This window comes from Mesorhizobium sp. B2-5-3, from assembly GCF_006441005.1.
Lineage (GTDB): Bacteria > Pseudomonadota > Alphaproteobacteria > Rhizobiales > Rhizobiaceae > Mesorhizobium.
In genome coordinates, this window is sequence record NZ_VFUS01000017.1 from 90237 (window position 1) to 109773 (window position 19537).

At 61.2% G+C, this 19537-nt stretch carries 18 protein-coding genes; 8 read left to right on the forward strand and 10 right to left on the reverse strand.

Annotation, left to right across the window (positions count from 1 at the left end; all coding sequences use genetic code 11):
• Positions 1-360 precede the first annotated feature (360 nt).
• Complete coding sequence (locus FJ867_RS27080) at positions 361-1272, forward strand: alpha/beta hydrolase (protein ID WP_140819045.1); 912 nt, start codon at positions 361-363, stop codon at positions 1270-1272.
• Positions 1273-1415: 143 nt separating this feature from the next.
• Here FJ867_RS27080 and FJ867_RS27085 read toward each other — a convergent pair whose 3' ends face one another.
• From FJ867_RS27085 to FJ867_RS27115, 7 genes are all read right to left on the reverse strand, one after another.
• Positions 1416-2942 carry a M81 family metallopeptidase gene (locus tag FJ867_RS27085; RefSeq protein ID WP_140819047.1) on the reverse strand — a complete coding sequence of 509 codons (1527 nt, stop codon included), beginning with the start codon at positions 2940-2942 and terminating at the stop codon, positions 1416-1418.
• Positions 2943-2951: 9 nt separating this feature from the next.
• On the reverse strand, positions 2952-3902 hold the full coding sequence (locus tag FJ867_RS27090) for an ATP-binding cassette domain-containing protein (RefSeq protein WP_140564435.1): 951 nt from the start codon (positions 3900-3902) through the stop codon (positions 2952-2954).
• Positions 3899-4816, reverse strand: coding sequence for an ABC transporter ATP-binding protein (locus FJ867_RS27095; RefSeq protein ID WP_140819049.1), 918 nt, complete (start codon positions 4814-4816; stop codon positions 3899-3901). The genes FJ867_RS27090 and FJ867_RS27095 overlap by 4 nt, the downstream gene beginning before the upstream one ends.
• Complete coding sequence (locus FJ867_RS27100) at positions 4813-5634, reverse strand: ABC transporter permease (protein ID WP_140497347.1); 822 nt, start codon at positions 5632-5634, stop codon at positions 4813-4815. The genes FJ867_RS27095 and FJ867_RS27100 overlap by 4 nt, the downstream gene beginning before the upstream one ends.
• A 3-nt stretch (positions 5635-5637) precedes the next feature.
• Entirely contained in the window at positions 5638-6573 is a 936-nt protein-coding gene (locus FJ867_RS27105) for an ABC transporter permease (protein ID WP_140497345.1), read from the reverse strand.
• A 111-nt stretch (positions 6574-6684) separates the two neighbouring features.
• Entirely contained in the window at positions 6685-8277 is a 1593-nt protein-coding gene (locus FJ867_RS27110) for an ABC transporter substrate-binding protein (protein ID WP_140515182.1), read from the reverse strand.
• A 67-nt stretch (positions 8278-8344) separates the two neighbouring features.
• Positions 8345-9784 carry an amidohydrolase gene (locus tag FJ867_RS27115; protein WP_246675114.1) on the reverse strand — a complete coding sequence of 480 codons (1440 nt, stop codon included), beginning with the start codon at positions 9782-9784 and terminating at the stop codon, positions 8345-8347.
• On the opposite strand from FJ867_RS27115, the gene FJ867_RS29205 reads away from it, so the two are divergent.
• Positions 9755-10192, forward strand: coding sequence for a hypothetical protein (locus tag FJ867_RS29205; RefSeq protein WP_224519091.1), 438 nt, complete (start codon positions 9755-9757; stop codon positions 10190-10192). The genes FJ867_RS27115 and FJ867_RS29205 overlap by 30 nt on opposite strands.
• A 72-nt stretch (positions 10193-10264) precedes the next feature.
• Positions 10265-11245, forward strand: coding sequence for a LysR family transcriptional regulator (locus FJ867_RS27120; protein WP_140497338.1), 981 nt, complete (start codon positions 10265-10267; stop codon positions 11243-11245).
• Here the strand turns inward: FJ867_RS27120 and FJ867_RS27125 are convergent.
• From FJ867_RS27125 to FJ867_RS27135, 3 genes are read right to left on the reverse strand one after another with little or no spacing between them, the layout of a single operon-like run.
• A complete protein-coding gene (locus FJ867_RS27125; RefSeq protein ID WP_140525154.1) occupies positions 11232-12032 on the reverse strand; it encodes a M55 family metallopeptidase in 801 nt (266 codons plus the stop codon). The genes FJ867_RS27120 and FJ867_RS27125 overlap by 14 nt on opposite strands.
• A gap of 2 nt (positions 12033-12034) precedes the next feature.
• Positions 12035-13063 (reverse strand): P1 family peptidase, encoded by a 1029-nt coding sequence (locus FJ867_RS27130; RefSeq protein WP_140819051.1) that lies wholly within the window; start codon positions 13061-13063, stop codon positions 12035-12037.
• A 16-nt stretch (positions 13064-13079) separates the two neighbouring features.
• Positions 13080-13970 carry a D-amino-acid transaminase gene (locus FJ867_RS27135; protein WP_140498074.1) on the reverse strand — a complete coding sequence of 297 codons (891 nt, stop codon included), beginning with the start codon at positions 13968-13970 and terminating at the stop codon, positions 13080-13082.
• Between the two features lie 261 nt (positions 13971-14231).
• Here FJ867_RS27135 and FJ867_RS27140 point away from each other — a divergent pair, with 261 nt between their 5' ends.
• From FJ867_RS27140 to FJ867_RS27160, 5 genes are all read left to right on the forward strand, one after another.
• Positions 14232-14549: a metalloregulator ArsR/SmtB family transcription factor gene (locus tag FJ867_RS27140; RefSeq protein WP_210239498.1), complete on the forward strand. Its 318-nt coding sequence runs from the start codon at positions 14232-14234 to the stop codon at positions 14547-14549.
• Positions 14546-15034, forward strand: a complete 489-nt coding sequence (locus FJ867_RS27145) for an SRPBCC family protein (protein ID WP_140515178.1) — start codon at positions 14546-14548, stop codon at positions 15032-15034. Before FJ867_RS27140 ends, FJ867_RS27145 begins: the two co-directional genes overlap by 4 nt.
• Positions 15035-15109: 75 nt before the next feature.
• Complete coding sequence (locus FJ867_RS27150; RefSeq protein WP_140583996.1) at positions 15110-15523, forward strand: MAPEG family protein; 414 nt, start codon at positions 15110-15112, stop codon at positions 15521-15523.
• Between the two features lie 390 nt (positions 15524-15913).
• Positions 15914-17362: a TolC family protein gene (locus FJ867_RS27155; protein WP_140819053.1), complete on the forward strand. Its 1449-nt coding sequence runs from the start codon at positions 15914-15916 to the stop codon at positions 17360-17362.
• Between the two features lie 40 nt (positions 17363-17402).
• On the forward strand, positions 17403-19535 hold the full coding sequence (locus FJ867_RS27160) for a type I secretion system permease/ATPase (protein ID WP_140525159.1): 2133 nt from the start codon (positions 17403-17405) through the stop codon (positions 19533-19535).
• The last annotated feature ends 2 nt before the right edge of the window (positions 19536-19537 follow it).

Here is a 19537-nt window from a genome sequence, read left to right on the forward strand (position 1 = left end):
GGGAAGGCTTTCCGTGAACGCGCTGCCTCGGACGGAGGTCGACAAGAGCGGCCTGATGGTCGCATGCCAAGGAACCCGATCGCGCCGTCCTCGTTGGGCAGGGATGCAGACCCACGCGCGCTTCATCATGCCGTCAACCGCGGCCACAAATGCTCGACATCGCCTTTCTGGAGGAAGGCGCGAAGCATGACACAGCGGCTTTGCTGCTGCACGGCTGGCCTGACGACGCTACCACCTGGGTTTCTGTCGCCGAGAGATTGTCCAGGGCCGGAATTCGCACCATCGCACCATGGCTGAGAGTTTCGGTCCGACCCGCTTCCTGTCGGATTCCTCGACAAGTCTCTGGATACGGAGGACGAGATGATTGCGAACTGGACTCTGCCTGAACGCTTCATCTACCGCGGTCATGCGATCGCCTGGGGCACGCTCGGCGAGGGACCGGCTGCGATCCTCCTGCACGGCTCGCCATTTTCCTCGCTGGTGTGGCGGCGAATTGCACCGTGGCTCGCGCGGCACCGTCGGGTTTTCTATTATGATTTGCTGGGTTTCGGGCAGTCCGACAAGCCGGACGCCGACGTCCTGCATGGTCTTCAGAATGGACTTTTCGCGGCGCTGGTAAAACACTGGGGTATAGAGCGCCCGGACGTCGTCGCGCATGACTTTGGCGGGTCTGCCGCGCTGCGCGCCCATCTCATGGACGGCATCGACTACAGCAGCCTGATTCTGATCGATCCTGTCGCAATCAGCCCGCAGGGATCCGCGCTGGTGCAGGCGGCCAAGGTGCACCAAGACGTTTTTGCCGGTCTACCAGCCTATATCCATGAAGCCGTCCTGCGCGCGTATATCGGTGCCGCAGCGAAGCACAAATTGCGCGAAGAGGAGATGCGGCTTTACCTCCAGCCTTGGCTTAGCGAGGAGGGCAAGAAGGCGTTCTGGCGCCAGGTGGCGCAGATGGACGACAAGTACAGCGAAGAGGTCGAGGACCGCTACGGTGAAATCCGCTGCCCCGTGAGCATTCTTTGGGGCTCCGAGGATGAATTTATCCCGTTGAAAGATGGTGAAGAACTCGCGCGGCGCATCCCAAACGCTCCATTCATTGTCGTACCGGATGCGAAGCATCTTGTTCAGGAGGACGCGCCAGAGGCTATTACCGCAGCCGTTCTCGACTTCTGGCACCGGGACGGCGCGCGTCACGATGCAGCGCGGACGCCGCCGTTTTCCGAGCCTCGAAGAACGGCCCGGGCAGGCCCGCAGGCCGGAGCGAATAGATGAGCTGAAGCGTATCGGCGATGTCTGTGACTTGACGGTCGATGATCGGTCGCACCGCAGTCGCCACGCAGGGCCTGCGAAGAGTGCGCTCGCTGTCAGCATTCGCATCCAGGAAGGGGCCGTCTGCACTGGCCCGCTTTGGTAATTTAGAATGTGTCGACCAAGGGACGAACGAAGCGCTCGAAATCCTTGTCGAGCGGCCAGAGCGGGCGCGGCGCGTGGATATAGGGGCGCCGCTCTGCCCGCGGCGTTGCCAGCGCGCCCGCATCGCAGACGATGACCTTGCCCGATATCGGCTCGAATGCCGCCCGGAAATGCTGCATCGATTTCAGGACCAACACGCGGCGAGCCGTCGGTTCTATCCCGAAAGCGCGCAATTGCTGAAGGTCGACCATCTGCTGCGCTTCTGAAACGACCAGGACTTCGATCCCGTCGACATCGATTACGGCGGTGGGTCCGAAATTATGGGTGAGCCCGCCTTGAATCGGTCCGTCACCGACATAGCTGCCCTCCGAAAGCCTGGTCAGCACACCCGTCACTGTTAGCGGGCCACCGCCGAAATTGGGGTCGCCCCTGCCGCCAATCGTCACCGTCACAGTCTCGCCTTGCCGGTGACGGTGCAATTCATTTGCCGCTTGAGGATCGATCATCGGCGCGAGTACCGCACCCTTTACTCCCGCATCAAGCAGGCCCTTCAACAGCGCGGTCGCGTCGCCGTAGGAACCGGCGCCGGGATTGTCGGCGTAATCGGCGATGACAAGTGGCTTGTCGCCGCGCCAGGCATGCGCCTCGGCAGCAGCCTCGTCGACCTCGATGAAAACATTGCGCTTCCTGGTACGGCCCTGCCAGATCTTGTCCGCAATTTCCTCTGTCACACGCATGGCGGCTGGCTTGGCGCCGGGATCACGGCTGTCATAGGTTGCGAGCACGGTAGGACCGACGCAGGACACGTCGGCGCCCGTGAAGGCTGCATTGACGGAAACCGCGAGCAAGCCCTCGGCCTCGGCCTCGCGGGCGCGGTCATAGAGGGCCAGCGTCTCGGGAATGTCGGTGCGGCCTGAATTCGCTTCGTCCAGCATCGGCACATGCGCCCTAACGGTCCGGGGCGCGATTTCACCCCTCATTGCGCGATCCAGGATACGGGCGGCATGCGCGCCGATTTCGCGCATGTCCACATGCGGATAGGTCTTGTAGGAGACAAGGATCTGCGCGTCCCGAACCATATCTTCGGACACCATCGCATGAAGATCGAGCGTTACCGCAACAGGAATATCCGTTCCAAGTTCGGCCCGCAGAAGGCCTAGCAGATACCCTTCCCCGTCCGGGCAAAACTCAGGCACCATCGAGCCATGAAGTCCAAGCAGCACTCCGTCGAGGCGGCCCTTGTTCGAACGCGCTGCCTCCAGGATAATACCGGCGATGTGGTCATAGGCAGCTTTCGTCACCCGCCCCCCGGGCACGGCATGTGCCGAAATCGCGTGGATCACGTTCCAGCCCGCCGGTTCCGCCACATCCATGAATCCGGCAAGTTCGGTGTTGGCGTTGCGCCGGGCGCGGATCGCGTCGTCGCCAAGGAGAAGCGTGTCCACCTGAAACTGCGGCAAGTCGGTACGGAAGCGCGAGAACGTATTGCTCTCGTGCATGAATTCGCAGGTAAGGACACTGAAGGTCATGGGCAATTCCTATTGCGCGAGACGCACGCGATGACCGCGGCCGATCTCGACAAGCTCGCTTGGCTCGGGTTCTTCGTCGGGGTCCGGACGGCGCGAAATGTCGGGCGAAAAGCGGGCGGCGCCTGGGACGAAGGCAGCATCCGGCAGGGCGCGTGCCCCGGTCAGGATCGCGTCGGGATCGGGAACCGAACCGATCAGGCGACGCGTGTAGGGATGCGTCGGGCGGCTGAAAATCGAATGCCAGTCACCCTCTTCCACCACGCGGCCGAAATACATCACGGCAACCCGGTCGCTGACATGCTCGACCACGCTCAGATCGTGGGAGATCATGATGTAGCTCAAGCCCAGCGTTTCCTGCAGGTCCATCAGCAGGTTGATGATCTGCGCCTGGATGGACACGTCCAACGCCGACACCGGCTCGTCCAGCACCAGGATCTTCGGATCGAGCATCAACGCCCGCGCGATGCCGATCCGCTGGCGCTGCCCGCCGGAGAATTCATGCGGATAACGGTCGGCGTGATCGGGCGTCAGGCCGACGCGGGTCAGCATCTCGGCGACGCGGTGGCTGGCCTCGCTTCCCCTGGCGATTCCATGCAGGGAAAGCTGCGAGAACAGCATGCGACCGATGGTCTGGCGCGGATTCAGCGACGCATACGGGTCCTGAAACACCATCTGAGCGATGCGCGCGCGCTCCTTGCGGGCGGGAGCGCCAGGGCCTGCCAACGGCTTGCCCTGGAACAGTATCTTTCCCGAAGTCGGCTCCTGCAGGCCCATCACGGTCAGCGCGGTGGTGGATTTTCCGCAGCCGGATTCACCGACGATGGACAGGCACTCTCCTTCGTTCAGGGTCAGGTTCACGCTCTGAACGGCACGAAGCGTCCGCTTTGGCCCCAACAGTGAGCGACGCGGCAGCGGGAAATGGACGTTGAGGTCGCGGATTTCCAGAAGAGGCTGGTTCATGCGGTCGCCTCCAGACCAAGGCCGCGCGGCGTGGTCAGCGTCGGTGCGTCGCGTCCACGCTCCTCGCTGCCCACGACCTGGTCCAGTTCGGTCAGGCGTGCGCGTCCAACCAGCGTTCGCGACCCCAGGCGAGGGCGTGCCGCGAGCAGGCCGCGGGTATAGGGATGCAGCGGATTTTCGAACAAAGCCTTGGTGTCCTGCTCCTCGACGAGCCGCCCCCGGTCCATGACCCCGACGCGCCGGCACATATTGGCGATCACGCCCAAATCGTGACTGACCAGCAGCACGGCCGTTCCTTCAGCCGTGCAAAGTTCGGCAAGCAATTCCAGGACGCCTGCCTGGACCGTCACATCAAGTGCGGTGGTCGGCTCGTCCGCAATCAGCAGGTCGGGACGGCAGGCCAGCGCAATGGCAACCATGACGCGCTGGCGCATCCCTCCCGACAGTTGATGGGGGTAGGACAGGGCGCGTTCCTCGGGCGCCGGCACCCGAACGCTTTCCAGCGCCTCGACGGCTTTCCTGCGCGCATCCGACCACCCGAAGCCCCTGTGAACGACGAACATTTCCGCGATCTGACGACCAATTGCCATCAGCGGATTGAGCGCCGTCATGGGCTCTTGAAACACCATAGCCATACGGTCGCCGCGCAGACGGCGCCTGGCGCGGCTGCCAAGCTTCAACACGTCCTGGCTCCCGAAGAAGATCGAGCCGCCGGTCACCTCCAGCGGGCGCTTCAGCAACCCCATCACCGAAAGGCCGGTGATGCTTTTGCCCGAACCGGATTCGCCGACAAGTCCGTAAGTTTCCCCAGGCAGGATATCGAAAGACACGCCGTGAAGGATTTCGTTCCGCTTGCCGACGCCGATGCACAGGTCGCGGATGGACAGAACAGGGTCGGGAAGAATGCCGCTCATGCCTGCCTGATCCTCATATGCGGATCCAGCATGTCGCGCAGCCCGTCACCGAGCAGATTGAAGCCAAGGACCGTGGCGAAGATTGCGAGGCCGGGGAACAGCGAGGCCCAGGGGGCGGTGCGGATCAGTTCGCGCGCATCGGTCAGCATGTTGCCCCAGCTCGGCTGCGGCGGCCGGATGCCGACGCCGAGGAAAGACAGTGCAGCTTCCGCCAGAACCGCGCCGCCGATGCCAAGTGTCGCGATGACCAGCACCGGACCGACGATATTCGGCAGTATCTGCGTGCGCATGATATTGGCGTCGCTGAAGCCGGCCGCCCTGGCGGCCTGCACGAACCCTTGATTCTTGAGCGACAAGGTGGAGCTGCGGGCGATGCGGCAGGTCCAGGACCAGTTGGTCAGGCCCAATGCGATCAGGAGGCTTGGCAAGCCGGGTCCCAACACCGCCATGATGGCGAGCGCGAAGACCAGGGATGGGATCGCCAGCATGACGTTAGTCAGCCCGTTCACCAGGTCGTCCCACCAGCCTCCGAAATAACCGGCCGAAACCCCAAGCGCCATACCGATGCACGAGTTGATCAACTGCGAAACGAGGCCGACGGTCAGCGACACCCTGGCGCCGTAGAGGATACGGGAAAAGACGTCGCGACCCTGCCCGTCCGTGCCCAAAAGATGGTCCCAGCTCGGCGGCATTTCAGAATTCATCAGGTCGGCGTCGAATATCGGGTTGTACGGGGCAATCCAGCCGGCGCTGACGGCTGCGGCGACCACGAGCAACGCCAGCGCCAGGCCAAGGGCGAAATTGAAACGCAACCGCATGGATCAGGCCACCTTGATGCGCGGGTCGATCATGGCATAGGCGATATCGACCAGCATGTTGATGACAAGGAACCACAACACGATCACGATGACCGTACCCTGAACCACGGGGATGTCGCGTGCCGACACGCTGTCGACCAGAAGCGAACCGATCCCTGGCCAGGAAAACAGTTTCTCGATCACGATCGCCTGCCCCATGAGCGAACCGATCTGAAGGCCAAGCGTGGTCAAGATCAACACCAGCACGTTGCGGGTGACGTGACTGCGCACCAGACGCGGTTCGGTCAACCCTTTGGCTCGCGCCGTTCGCACGAAATCCGCGTTCATCACGTCCAGAACGCCAGCGCGGGTGGTTCGCGCCAAGAGCGCCATCGGCGATACGCCGAGCGCGATGGCAGGCAATATGATATAGCGGATGCCGCCGGGCTGGTAGCCGAAGCTCGGCAGCAGACCGAGCTGCAGCGCAAAGACGTACATTAGCAGCAAGCCTAGCCAGAATTCGGGAACCGACAGGCCGGAAACCGCCAGCATCATCGTGCCGGTGTCCAACACACTGCCGGGCTTCAGCGCGGCCAGAAATCCCAGAGGAATACCGACTGCCGCGGCAAAGCCCATCGCCGCCAGCGCCAGTTTGATCGAAGGCCAGAGCCGCGGCTCGATCACGTTCCACACCGGTTCGCGGGTGCGGTAGGAAATTCCAAGGTCGAAATGCGCCAGCCCCCACAGATAGTCCCACAGGCGGACCGGCAGAGGCTTGTCCAGCCCGAACTGCTCGTTCAGATGCGCCATCACATCGGCATTCGTGGCGTTGCGCCCCTCCGACATCAGGCTCGATATGAAGCTGCCGGGGACGACGCTGAATATCACGAAAATGATCAGCACGACCGCCAGCAGGGTCGGGATCATCTGCAGCGTGCGACGAAAGATGAAGCGCGACATCCGCGAATCCTGCCTTTCAACAACTGGGCGCCATGCGGCGGGCGAGGAGTGGGCGCCATGCGGTGGGCGGGGCCGTACAAACCGGTCCCGCCCGCCAGCCATGCCATCGCGCTACTTGCGTGATGCGGGTGCGCTGTCGTCGATCCAGATGTCCTCGTAATCCTGGATAGCCAGTTCCGCGCCGTTCGGCTTCAGCCCGTGGACCCATGGCTGGTAGGCCATGACGGCCTTGTTGTAATTGAAGAACCAGACCGGAGCCTCGTCCTGCAGCAGGTTGTTGGCTTGCCTCAGAAGATCGTTCTGTTTGGCCGGATCGGTTTCGTTGCCTGCCTGCTCGATCAGCTTGTCGAAGTCGGCATTGTTGAACTTGACGTAGTTGCAGGCGGTTTGCGATGTCTTCGAATAGAAGCAGTTCAGATATTTCAGCGGATCCGGGCCCGACGAGTTCGACCAGATAAAGGCATCAAAATTGTCGGACAGGATCTTGTCGGACAGGACCGAGCTTTCCACCGGGTCGGTCGTCACGGTGACGCCCACCTTGGCCAGCATCGGGATGATCGCCTCGACGATCGGCAGGCCCCAGCTTTCGTTCGAGGTCGCGGTGACCGAGAACTTCAGACCGGTCTCGAACCCTGCCTCCTTCAGCAGTTCCTTGGCCTTTTCCGGATCATAGGCATAGGGCTTGGCGTCCTTGTCGAAGGCCGGCGATGAAATCGGCAGCCAGGAGACCGCGGGATAAGCCTTGTTCTTCAAGAGCTTCTCGACAATCAGGTCCTTGTTGATCGCATAATTGATCGCCTGCCGGACGCGCTTGTCCTTGAATGCCTCGACCTTCGGATTGAAGCCGATATTGCGGGTGTAGACTTCGGCCACCTCAAGGATGTGATCCTTCAGCGCCGGATCCTGGCTGTAGGCCTCATACTGCACAGGGCCGAGAACGTTGGTATCGATCTCCGCGTTGCGGAAGGCGACGTCGCGAGCCGAAGCTTCGCCCATCAGCATGATGTCGAGCTTGTCGAGATGCGGCTTGCCCTTCTCATAGTAGCCGTCGAACTTCTCCAGTTCGACCTTCGAGCCCGCAACGTAATTGGCGAGCTTGAACGGGCCAAGGCCGTTCGGCTTGGAGGCGAGCTGATCCTCCGGATAGTCCTTGGAGTAGATCGGCGCATAGTTGGACATCAGGTTCCAGCCCGGATCGGCCAGGTTGATGAAGGTGATTTCGATGGTCCTGTCGTCGATCTTCTTCAACCCGGAAATATGATCGGCCTTGCCTGCCTGAAATTCGGCGACGCCGGCGATCTGCAACATCTGCTCGGCGCCCGGCAGGGCCTTCTTGGGATCGGCCAGACGGTTGTAGGACCAGATCACGTCATCGGCGTCGAGCTTGTCGCCATTGTGAAAGGTCGCTTCCCGGAGCTTGTAGGTATAGGTCTTGCCATCCGCCGACTTCTCTACCGTTTCGGCGAGGTCGAGCTCAGGCTTGCCGCTTTCCGGGTTCCATTTGTAGAGGGAGCGGTTGATCGCTTTGGCCACGATCTCGTCTTGCGTATGCGGTGTCGCCGTGATGTCCAGCGATGTGATGGAGTTGCCATAGGGCGCGGTGAACACCAATTTCCCCCCATCCTTCGGTGTGGCGTCCTGCGCCAGCGCGGCGGTCGCCGTCCCAAGCGCAAGCGCCGCGATCAAGCCAAGTCTGTTCAACATCCCTCAATTCCTCCCTGTGGTTCGTTGTTGATTTCCTGTCAGAGACGGGCCCAGCCGGCATTCCGCCTCAACTTCCTTCATGGACGATGCGCCCATCCAGAATTGTCATCTCACAGCGCGTTTCACGCAGGATTGTCTCCGGTGTGGCCGTCAGGAGGTCGTTGGAGAACACGGCGATGTCCGCGAGCATTCCAGGCTCCAGCCGGCCCTTCACCATTTCCGCGCCCTGGGAGTAGGCACCATGTTCGGTATAGGCGCGCAACGCCTGTTCGGGCGTCAGTATCTCGGAAGCGTCCATTACCGTGCCCTTGTGCGTCTTGCGCGTCAGCATGGCGTAGAGGTCCGGGAAGGGATTGGGCGAACAGACCGGCGAGTCGCTGCCGGTGGACGGCTTCATGCCGAGGCGATCCCAGGTTCCGATCGGATAGGAGCGCAACCCGCGCTCCGGCCCGAGAACAGAGACGTAGGCGTCGCCGAAATCATAGATGAAGGCCTGCTGCGGCGCAGGCAGGATGCCTGCCTTCAACATCCGCTGATTGATGGCATCATCGGCATAGCCGCAATGCTCGATCCGGTGCCGGTGCTTGTGATCCGGCCTGGCGGCGCGCACACGTTCATAAGCGCGCACGAGCTGGTCGATGGCGGCATCGCCAATGCCATGGCAGACCATGGTGTAGCCCATTGCGGTGTAGCGGTCGACCAGTTCGAACAATTGAGCGTCTGGCAGCATCCGGACACCGAAATTGTCAGGCTGGTCAATATATGGCTGGCGCATCCAGGCCGTGCGTCCGCCGGCCGAGCCGTCCGTGAATATCTTTACGCCGCCTATGCGGAACATGTCGCTGCCGACCCCGGTAACGAGACCCGCGGCATGGCAAGGCTCGACGATGGACGAACCGGGGTCGCCCAGAAGTGTTGCCCAGACCCGTACCGGGAGCCGGCCGCTGCGCTCGGCCTCATGATAAGCCTCGATCTCGGTCATACCGTCGATCTGGCCAGTGGCCGCGTCCATGCAGGACGTTATGCCGAACCGCAGAAGGTCACGGCCCCCCGCTTCGATAGCATCGAGTATCTCGGCGAAAGAGGGTGTCGGCTGGACGTCGTAGACGAGGGTCTGGGCGTTCTCAGCCAGCATTCCGGTCAGTTGCCCGGCCTCGCGCCCGATGAGGCCACCATCCGGATCTGGCGTGTCGACATCGATTCCCGCCAGCGCCAGCGCCAGCGAATTCACGACAGTGACATGGCCGCAGGCGCGCGTGACCGAAACGGGATGATCGGGTAGGGCGGCGTCCAGCTCCTTCACGGTGGGCATCAGTGCGTCGGGATAGCGGGTCTGGTCAAAACCGCGCGCGGTCACCCATGCGCCTTTAGGCGTTTCGGCGGCCCGTGCCCGCAGCGCAGCCATCAGCGCGTCGCGGGTCGGCGCGGCATCCGGCGTCGCATCGACCTTGCCACGCAGGAGCCCCGTCGAGATCAGATGCAGGTGCGCATCGTTCAGACCGGGCATTGCGAAGCGCCCGGCCAGATCCACGACCCTCGTGCCCTTTCCGATCAGGGGCTTGATATCGGCGTTGGAGCCACTGGCCACGACCTGGTTGCCCAAGACCGCAATCGCCTCCGCGATCGGATTTCCGTAACCGGTCCAAATCTTGCCGCCATGCAAAACGAGATCGGCTTGGTTCTGCGAATTCATGCTGCCTTTTCTTCTCCCCCGGCGTTCACGGACGTCGCCGACATAGATTTGACTTTGAGTGGCATTCCGTTTCGTGTGCGGTCAGATTCTTCTCCCGCGCTCGACGTCACGTTCCCCTGCCACCGGCTCCAGTTGCCAGCTTTTTCGTTTTGCAGACGTTGGGGCGTCGGCGATCACAAGGCCAATTCGGTTTTCGCAATCAAGCATGCAAAATTTGCATAACATTGCAATTATAATGAAATATGCTCCCATTGCGGCTGGATCAATGCTCGAACGCAGTGGAGGAGAGGCCGCGTGGAAATCAAATGGCTCGAAGATTTCGTGACGCTTGCAGAAACCTCGAGCTTTTCGCGGGCAGCCGAAATCCGCAATGTCACCCAGTCGGCCTTCAGTCGGCGCATCAAGCAGCTTGAGACGTGGCTCGGAGCACCGCTCATCAGTCGTGCCACCATGCCGGCCGAACTGACATCGGCCGGACGCAATTTTCTTCCGATGGCGCAAGACGCCATCAGGATGTTCTATTCGGTGCGCGAGTCTCTGCGCCCGCCTGCGGAACAGGGGCTTGTACGCTTTGCGGCCCTTCACACATTGACCATCACGTTCTTTCCGGTTTGGCTGCGGGAGGTACAGCGGAACACTCGCACCTTCGGCACATCCTTCATGGCTGACAGGGGTGGCATCGAGGCGAACCTGGCTGCACTGACCGATGGCGAAACCGACTTCTTCCTGACCTATGCGCACCGTGAAGTGCCGTTTCACCTGGATCGCGACAAGTTTTCTCATCTGGCTATCGGATCGGATCGGCTCATCCCGGTCGCGGCGCCGGAACTGCGCTTCGACAAGTCGACCGTGCCCGCGGCGGGCATTCTGGACAGTCCGGAAACGGCAAAGCGAGCTTTGCCCTATCTGGGCTATGGTTACAGCTCTTTCTTTGGTGTCGCCCTCGGAAAACTGTTCTCGAAGCACTCGCCGTTCCGGCGTCAGACAGTGCATGAAAGCACAATAAGCGCCGGACTCAAGGAACTTGCGCTGACCGGCGCGGGCATCTGCTGGCTGCCAGAAAGCCTCGTCGAGAACGACATCTCCAATGGAGCCCTTGTCATCTGTTCGAATGACAGCACATGGACGCTCGATCTCGAGATACGATTGTATCGCAGCTCGGAGAAGACGCGAAGCACCATGGTAGAGGCTCTTTGGCAATCATCCAAGGCGCTGGCGCAAACGTTGAAGCCCGCCGCGCCAGCCGCGGGCACGGCGACCTTCAGCTCTTCATGAAGCGGAAGGCGCGCAGCACCTCGAAATAGTCGTTCGATGCAAAGGCGACGGCACGTGGCCCGTGCCGGCGCACTCCGGGATACCAGGAGGCGCGATAGGCATCGACGGGGTTGCTGAATTCGATGATGATCTCGACCCTTTCCGGCATTGACGGCAAAGCTTGCCGCGCCCTGTCGCGCAACGCCCTTTCAACGCCCTCGCATATTGCGCCGCGCGCCGCCGCAGGCGCCAGGGAGATGGTGGCCGCGCCGATGCCTTTGAGGGTTTCGACAGTGGCTATCCCCGGGACGAGGGCTCTGGCGTCGGCGCAAATGCCTTCGTCGCCGGAAAGAAATACCGAGCGCACGCCATAGCGCGCGGCGCACAACGCATTCAATGTGAATTCGGACGCTGTTTCGCCATTCAGGATCAGCCGCGATATTCGCAATGTCGATGTGTGTGCAAGCGGGTTGTCCTCGACGCCGGCCTTGGAATGGTAGCCGGTATAGAGCGCGGCATCGAAGCTTTCATCGATCCCGAACATCATTGCGTCCGGATGTCCCGACCAGCCCCTCACGATGCGCGCAAAAGGCGGCATGCGTTCGAGAATAAGGTTGCGCCCGCTGTCATGCGCATCCTTGATCATGATTTCGGTGGCGCCAGCGGCTCGCGCTCCTTCGCAGGCGGCCAGGACCTCCCCGGTCATCAGTTCGCGGAATTCCCTGTGGTCGGCATGCGTTCTTTCCGCCTCGTCCCAGGATTGAATGCCCGCGGTGCCTTCGATATCGGCCGAAATGAAAATCTTCATGCTCAAAGGGGCTCCTTCAGCCAGTCGGTCAACGCCGGAATCCTGCGTCTATTTCGTCCAACCACGCCTTGCGCGGCGCACAGGGCGTTCAGAACGGCCTCGACCGTGGTTTCCACAACCGCTTCGAAAACGAGGTCGATGTATCTGTCATCGACACGCGAAATCGAAATGAACGGTGAAGGCGAGACGTGCGGCAGAGGATCGGCGGTCGTGAAGGCGATGGCGATATCGCCACTGCCGTGTCCCCAATACGAACCGAGGCGGGCAATGCCGGCGCCGGCCCGGCTGGCGGCACGGTTCAATTGCCGGTCGTCAAGAGGAATATCCGTGCCGAGAATGATGATGATCGACCCGCTTTCAGGCTCGCCGAGCCCTCTGGGATCGGCTCTGCGGCCATCCGGGAGGACAAGATCCCCTGCCCTGCCGAAGTTGGACAACACCAGAGCGCCAAGCGTGAAGGCGCGAGACCCGATCTCGACAGACCTGGACGCGCTGCCGATACCCGCCTTGAAGCCAAACGACGTCATTCCGGTGCCGGCGCCGATGCTGCCCTGTTCGACCGGACCGGCGCTCGCGGCATCCAGCGCCGCTTCGGCGTCATGCCGGGTGACCGCCATTGCCTGAATATCATTGATGCCGCCGTCGTTGCATTCGCAAACGACGGGGTTGACCGTGCTGGTCTTGCGCCCGATCTCCGGGTTGGCGGCAATGGCACGCTTGATCAGCGCCTCCGCACATGGTGCGACCGAGAACGTGTTGGTCAGAAGGATCGGCGTTTCGATCGTGCACAGTTCGGACAATTGCATGAGCCCGACGGACTTGCCGAAACCGTTGATGATATCGACCGCCGCCCTGACCTTGGATCTGAACAGGTCGCCGCCATGGGGCAGGACGGCGGTGACGCCTGTCGCCAGCCCGTCGGCGATGATCGTCTTGTGGCCGACCAGGACACCCGGCACGTCCGTGATCGCATTGTTCGGGCCGGGCGGCAGCCGCCCCATGCCAAGGCCTAAACGCCGTGCCGCGCCCATTTTCACATCCCACTCATCAAGCAAGGGCCGCTCTTCCGGCCGCATGCCCGTTCATCTCTGCAAAAGCTGTCTGGACGTAAATTTCCTGCAGGCGGCGTGTCAATGGACCAGGTTGGCCGTTTCCGATCCTGTGGCCGGCAATACGGATGACGGGGGTGACCAGGCTCGAGGCGGAGGTCAGGAACGCTTCCGCCGCCGAAAACGCCTCCTCTGGCGAGAACGCACGCTCTTCAAACAAAATGCCCTGGTCTTCACATAGACGCGCCACTGCTCGCCGCGTACAGCCGGGCAGGATGGCTTGAGAATTGGCGCGAGTAATGACACGGCCGTCGTGCGTAACGATGAAAGCCGTCGCCGATGCGCCCTCGGTCACCTGTCCACCCTCGACAAACCAGACATCATCGAAGCCTTTCTCGCTTGCAGCATGCTTTGCCAGAACCTGCCCCAGCAGCATGACGGTCTTTATGTCGCGCCGTGCCCAGCGCGGATCAGGCGCCAGGTCGACGGCGACGCCTTCGGCCTGAGCCTTGGTTCCTACGAGTTTGCGGGCGCTTGTGAAGGCGACCATGGTCGGCTCAAGATCATCGGGAAACAGGAAATTGCGCTTGGCTTCGCCGCGCGAAATCTGGAGATAGACCGTTCCTTCATCCAATCCGTTGAGCGAGATCAGTTCCAATTGAATGGCTTCTATCTCAGGCAGCGTCACGGGCATGGGAATACATATCTCGGCAAGCGACCGCTGGAGACGATTGAGATGGAAATCATTGTCTATCAGCCTGCCGCCCATCACGGCGGTCACCTCGTAGACCGCGTCTGCAAAGAGGAACCCCCGATCGAAGAGACCGATGCGCGCCTCGTCTTCGGGCATGTAACGCCGATTGCAATAGACTTGCGCCACTTTGGCCATCCTCGATCCCAGCATCAACTGACTGCTCGATAAATGCCAAGGCAGGTCGGCAAAGACCAATTCAAAAAATGCAATTCGGTATGCCGATACCGTCAAAGCGCAACTGGCACTCCCTGCGACGGCCGCATGATTCACGCCACGAGACAGCGCAGGTCGCTGAATGGTTTCCTTTAATCCCGCGGAGCCGGACGGAGGCTTGGACGACGCATCGTTGACCTCCCGATATTGACAGGTCGCGGCCATCGATTTAAGTTCGCGTTAGTGGCCACTAACGCGAACTACTGGACAGCGCTCGGAGATCCGACAAGGCGCACGATCTTCGAACTGCTGGTCGAACAGCCCTGTTCGGTCAGCGGACTTGCTCGTGCCCTGCCTGTAACCCGGCCGGCCGTCTCTCAGCACTTGAAGATACTCAAGGCTGCCGGGCTTGTGGCCGACACGCGCTCGGGCAAAGAACGCATATACCGTATCGATCAGGATGGGCTGGCAGGCCTGCGCGCGGAAATCGACCAGTTCTGGAGCAAGACCCTGGCGGGCTACAAATTAGCCGTCGAGTATCCAAAAAAGGACCAAGCATGAGTAAGGACCCTGCACTCGCGCCCGTAAGGCATTTCGTCGTTGTCGAGGCATCCATTGCGCGTGCCTTCAAGGTTTTCACCGAGGATTTCGGGAGATTCAAACCTCGAGAGCACAATCTTCTTGCCGTTCCGATCGCAGAAACGATCTTCGAACCCCGGGTCGGAGGGCACATTTACGACCGAGGTGTGGATGGCAGCGAGTGCCGCTGGGCTCGTGTGTTGGCCTACGATCCGCCCAGCCGGCTGGTTCTGAGCTGGGACATCAGCCCTCGGTGGCAGATCGAGACCGACCCGAACAAGACGAGCGAATGGGAGGTCCGGTTCACGGCCGAGACCGAGAACAGAACCCGAGTTGAGATCGAGCACCGGCATTTCGAGCGCCATGGGGAAGGCTGGGTAGGCGTGAGGGGTGCAGTTGATAGCGATCAGGGCTGGCCGCTCTACCTGCAACGGTTCCACGACTTGTTCAACCATCGGACAGCCTGACAACCGCGTTGCAGTTCATGGGGTATGACTCGCAAGCACCGTATCGCCCACTGAGATTCCAGGAGCAGAGACAATATGGAAGTCTATTGGTTAAGCATCCTCGGCGTGCTTACGCTTTGTTTGCTGTCTGTGGTGTTGGCAGTCTATTCCGGTTCGTCCAAGGGATTTGCAGGGGTACTTTCAGGACCGGTAGTCCCCGCGGACGACCACAACCCGCTCTACAGGATCGACCGCGTCCACATGAACTCGGTTGAGGCACTGGCGCCCTTTGTCGTGCCCGCGGTGCTGGCGATGATGGTTGGTGTTGGACCGACCACTTTGGCGACGCTTGTGGGGCTGCACCTGGCGATACGCGTGATTCATCTGGGAATCTACCTACGTGGCGGAAACGCCGCAAAGGGAGGCAGTGTCAGGACGGTTCTGTACGTTTCGGGAGCGCTGGTTACGCTTGCCCTTATCCTTGTGACTGGATGGGCAGCACTCCATTGACGCGTTATCGGCACTTATCGGAGGCTTCATCCGTTTTATAGTCCGCGTCCGGCATCCCCGTTCGGCAACAGCGCCACCGTCTCGGCCCGGGCAAGCGTGTCCAACTATTGGGAACCATTGCGCGGTTTTTTCAAAAAGTGCCCTCACCGCTCCAACCAAGGCATTTTTTCGTTGCAGCCGATCGGCATTTTCCCATCCCCATCGGCCCCGCTGTTATGTGTTATTTTTGCTACATGTCACTGCTCATGACTGGGAAAACCCATTTAGAGTCGCCTAAATTAATATTCGCTCACGTATTTTCTGAATATATCGGGTAATTCGGCAATGGTGGGCCTGGGGTTGGCCCGCTTAAGCGCCTTGAGGAAGGCGTTGGGGAAACGGGTGGGCTAAATGAACAGAACTGGCATGTCGGCCATAGGCAAGCGCCTTGGTCTTTTGATGGCGGCTACGATGCTGACTTGCGGGGGGGCGAACGCCCTCACGCTCAAGGAGGCGGTGGCGGTAGCGGTCGAATCCAATCCGGAGATCGGCCAGGCCATAGAAAATCGCGAAGCGATCGAGTTCGAATTGCGTCAGGCAAAGGGCCTCTATTTGCCCAGCGTCGACCTGCAGGCGTCGGCTGGCGCTCGCCGTCTCGACAATTCGTCACGGCGCGCACTCTCGATAGAGGACGACGCGCTTTATCCGGCAGAAACCGACCTGACCGTTTCGCAGACGCTCTATGACAGCGGCGCAAGGCGCGCAGAATTGAACCGCCAGGCCTCCCGCGTCGATGGCGCGTCGTTTCGGGTGCTGGAACGGTCGGAATTCATCGGTCTCTCTGTTGTCCAGGACTACCTCGAATACATGCTCCAGGCTTCGATTGTTGCCGAGGCAAAGAAAAACCTGGGCTTCCATCAAGCAATCCTCCACGACATCCAGGAAGGCATTGCCGGCGGCGGGTTGAACGAAGCCGACCGGCAACAGGCCGAGGAGCGGCTGTTCGCGGCCAAGGCCCGCATGCAGGAAGCGTCGGAGGAACTGGAGGCCGCGCGGATACGGTTTTTCAAGACTGTCGGCAAGCCGCTGACCAATGCAGCGAGGCCGGCCGACGTGTCCGGCACGCTGCCAAGGTCGCTGGATGATGCACTGGGCCTTGCGCGCGAGAGTAACCCGCGCGTCCACATGGCCAACAGCGATATTGCCGCGGCGGCCTCGCTGGTGGACGCGGCGCGGGCGAAATATGGTCCCTCGATCATTGCCGAAGGCTCTGCCCGGGCCGGCTACGACATTGACGGCGACAATGGAGACGCATCCGATCTGCAGGCACGTCTGGTGTTGCGCTGGAATCTCTATCGGGGCGGCATCGACAAGGCCAATGAGCAGGAGCAGATCCGCCGCACCAGCGAGCAGCGGCTCGCGATGCACCAGGTTCTGCGAGAGATCGAGGAAGCCGTTCGCACGTCATGGGATCGTCGCTTCCGGCAGGCCGATCTGGCCAAGACCCTGAAGCTTCAAGCAGCCTCCAACGAAAAGCTGGTCGCGTCCTATCGCGAACAGTTCAAGGTCGGTCAGCGCTCGTTGCTCGACGTGCTCGATGCGCAGAACACGCGGTTCAACACCGCGACACTGGCCGACACCGCGTCCTACGCATCCCTTTTCGCGCAATATCGGCTTCTGGCGGCGACCGGGCAGTTGTTGAAAACGATGGATATCCACCCGCCAAAACAGGCCACGGCTTACGCGCGAACCGAGTTCGCCGCACCGGAAATAGCCGACACCGAGACCTATGCGCGCACGCCTTCGGAACAGAAAAATGACGTGCCGTTCGATATTCTGGCACCGGTCAGGAAAAAATAGGCGGGCCTAAGGATCGATCGAGAGTCCCCGCGGGCGGATCGTGAACCAGCAACCCAACATCCTGTCACCGAAAGAGGCTTTCAAGGCCTGCTTTTCGGCCGTCGCCGCATATCTCGGCCGCCCCAGCGCCGAAACCGTGCTCTTTGCCGGCGTGCCGCTGGCGGAAACGCGCATCGACATCGACGCAATCCGGCATCTTGCCGAGCGCGTCGGCCTTGAAATCACCGAATTCAGCCAGCGCGACTTTGTTCGGGGGCGCATCGACCTCCCCGCGATCGTCTTTCGCGTCAGCCAGCTGCCTGTCGCGCTGCTGGCCGATGGTGAAGCCGGGGAATATTTTACAGCTCCCCAGGAGGACGGGCGCACCAGGATCAGCCGGTCGGAGCTGGCCAACAGCTATATCAGCGGCGGTGCGTCCTTCTCGATCACCTACGCCAACGCGACGGAGGCCATGAGCGTCGGCTCGGCGCCGAAAATCGAGCGGCGACATTGGCTGACGGGAACGATGGGGCCGTTCTGGCGCACCTATTCGAAGGTTGTCCTGTCGGCGGTGTTCATCAATCTGCTCGCCATCGCCTCGCCGATCTTCACCATGAACGTGTACGACAGGATCCTGCCGAACAAAGCGATATCGACGCTCTGGGTGCTGGCCATCGGCATCGGCGCGGTCATCCTGTTCGACCTGCTGCTAAAGACCTCCCGGGCATCGCTCATCGACTATGCCGGGCGCAAGGCGGATCTGCGCATTTCATACATGCTGTTCGAGAAGGTGCTGAACTCGTCTCTGGCGGCACGGCCGGGCTCGACGGGCGAATACGCAAATCGCGTGACCCAATATGAATTCGTGCGCGAATTCTTCACGTCCAACACCATCAGCGTGTTCATCGACACGGCTTTCGTGTTTGTTTTTCTCCTCGTCATCTATGCGATAGGCGGCTGGCTGGTCATGATACCCGCGCTGGCCTTCGTCGCGTCGGTGATCGTCGGACTGGTCACGCAGCGGCGCATCGGCAAGCGTGTGGCGGCCTCCATGAACGAGGCCTCGCAGCGCCAGGCGCTGCTGGTCGAATCCATTTCCACGCTGGAGACGATCAAGTCGCTGCGCGCCGAAGCCTACCTGTTGCGAAAATGGGGAGAGCATTCCAAAAACGCCTCCAACACCTCCGAGAAGATCAAGCAGCTTTCGGCCGCCGCCGGCAATATAACGCAGGCCATCCAGCAGCTGGTCACCGTCGCGCTGGTGGTGGCCGGCGCCTACGCCTTCTCCGAAGGACATGTCTCCACCGGAGCCATCATCGGCACCGTCATGCTGGCCAGCCGGGCTGTGGCCCCGCTCGGGCAGATCGCCATCACCTTGTCCAGATTGCGCCAGGCCATGCTCTCTTTGCGGATGGTCAATTCGATCATGGCTCAGCCGGAGGATCGTCCGGACACTGTGGGCTTCGTCAACCGGCCCATCCGCAACGGCGCCATGGTGTTCCGGAACGTCGGCTTTACCTATCCCGGCTCCGAGAATGAAGTCCTGACCGGCCTGAATTTCTCCGTGAAGCCGGGGGAGCGGATCGGCATCATCGGCCGCATAGGATCGGGAAAGACGACGATGGGGCGGCTGATCGGCAGGCTTTTCTTGCCGAGTTCCGGCGAACTGCTGCTGGACGGCATCGACATCCGCCAATACCACCCCTCCGAGGTTCGCGCCGCCGTCGGCATCGTCGCGCAGGCGAACGATCTGTTCTCAGGCACCATCAAGGAAAATCTTTTGATGGCCTGCCCGGAGGCGACCGATGAGCAGATCGTCGAAGCGGCCAAGGCCGCCGGCGTCGACGATTTCGTCTCCCGTCACCCGCGCGGCTATGACATGAATGTCGGCGAGCGCGGCACCAATCTCTCGGGCGGCCAGAGACAGACGATGGCGATCGCCCGGCTGTTGCTGACGAAACCGAAAGTCGTCTTCCTGGACGAGCCGTCCGGCTCGATGGATCTGGCTTCCGAGCGTCAACTGATCAAGCAGCTCAAAGTGGCTTTCGATCGAAACACCACGCTGATCGTCTCGACACACCGCTTCAGCATGCTCGAACTTGCCGACCGGCTTATCGTCATCGAGCAAGGCAGGATCGTTGCCGATGGACCAAAGGACCAAGTGATACAGGCGCTGCAGAAAAAAAGCACCTGAAG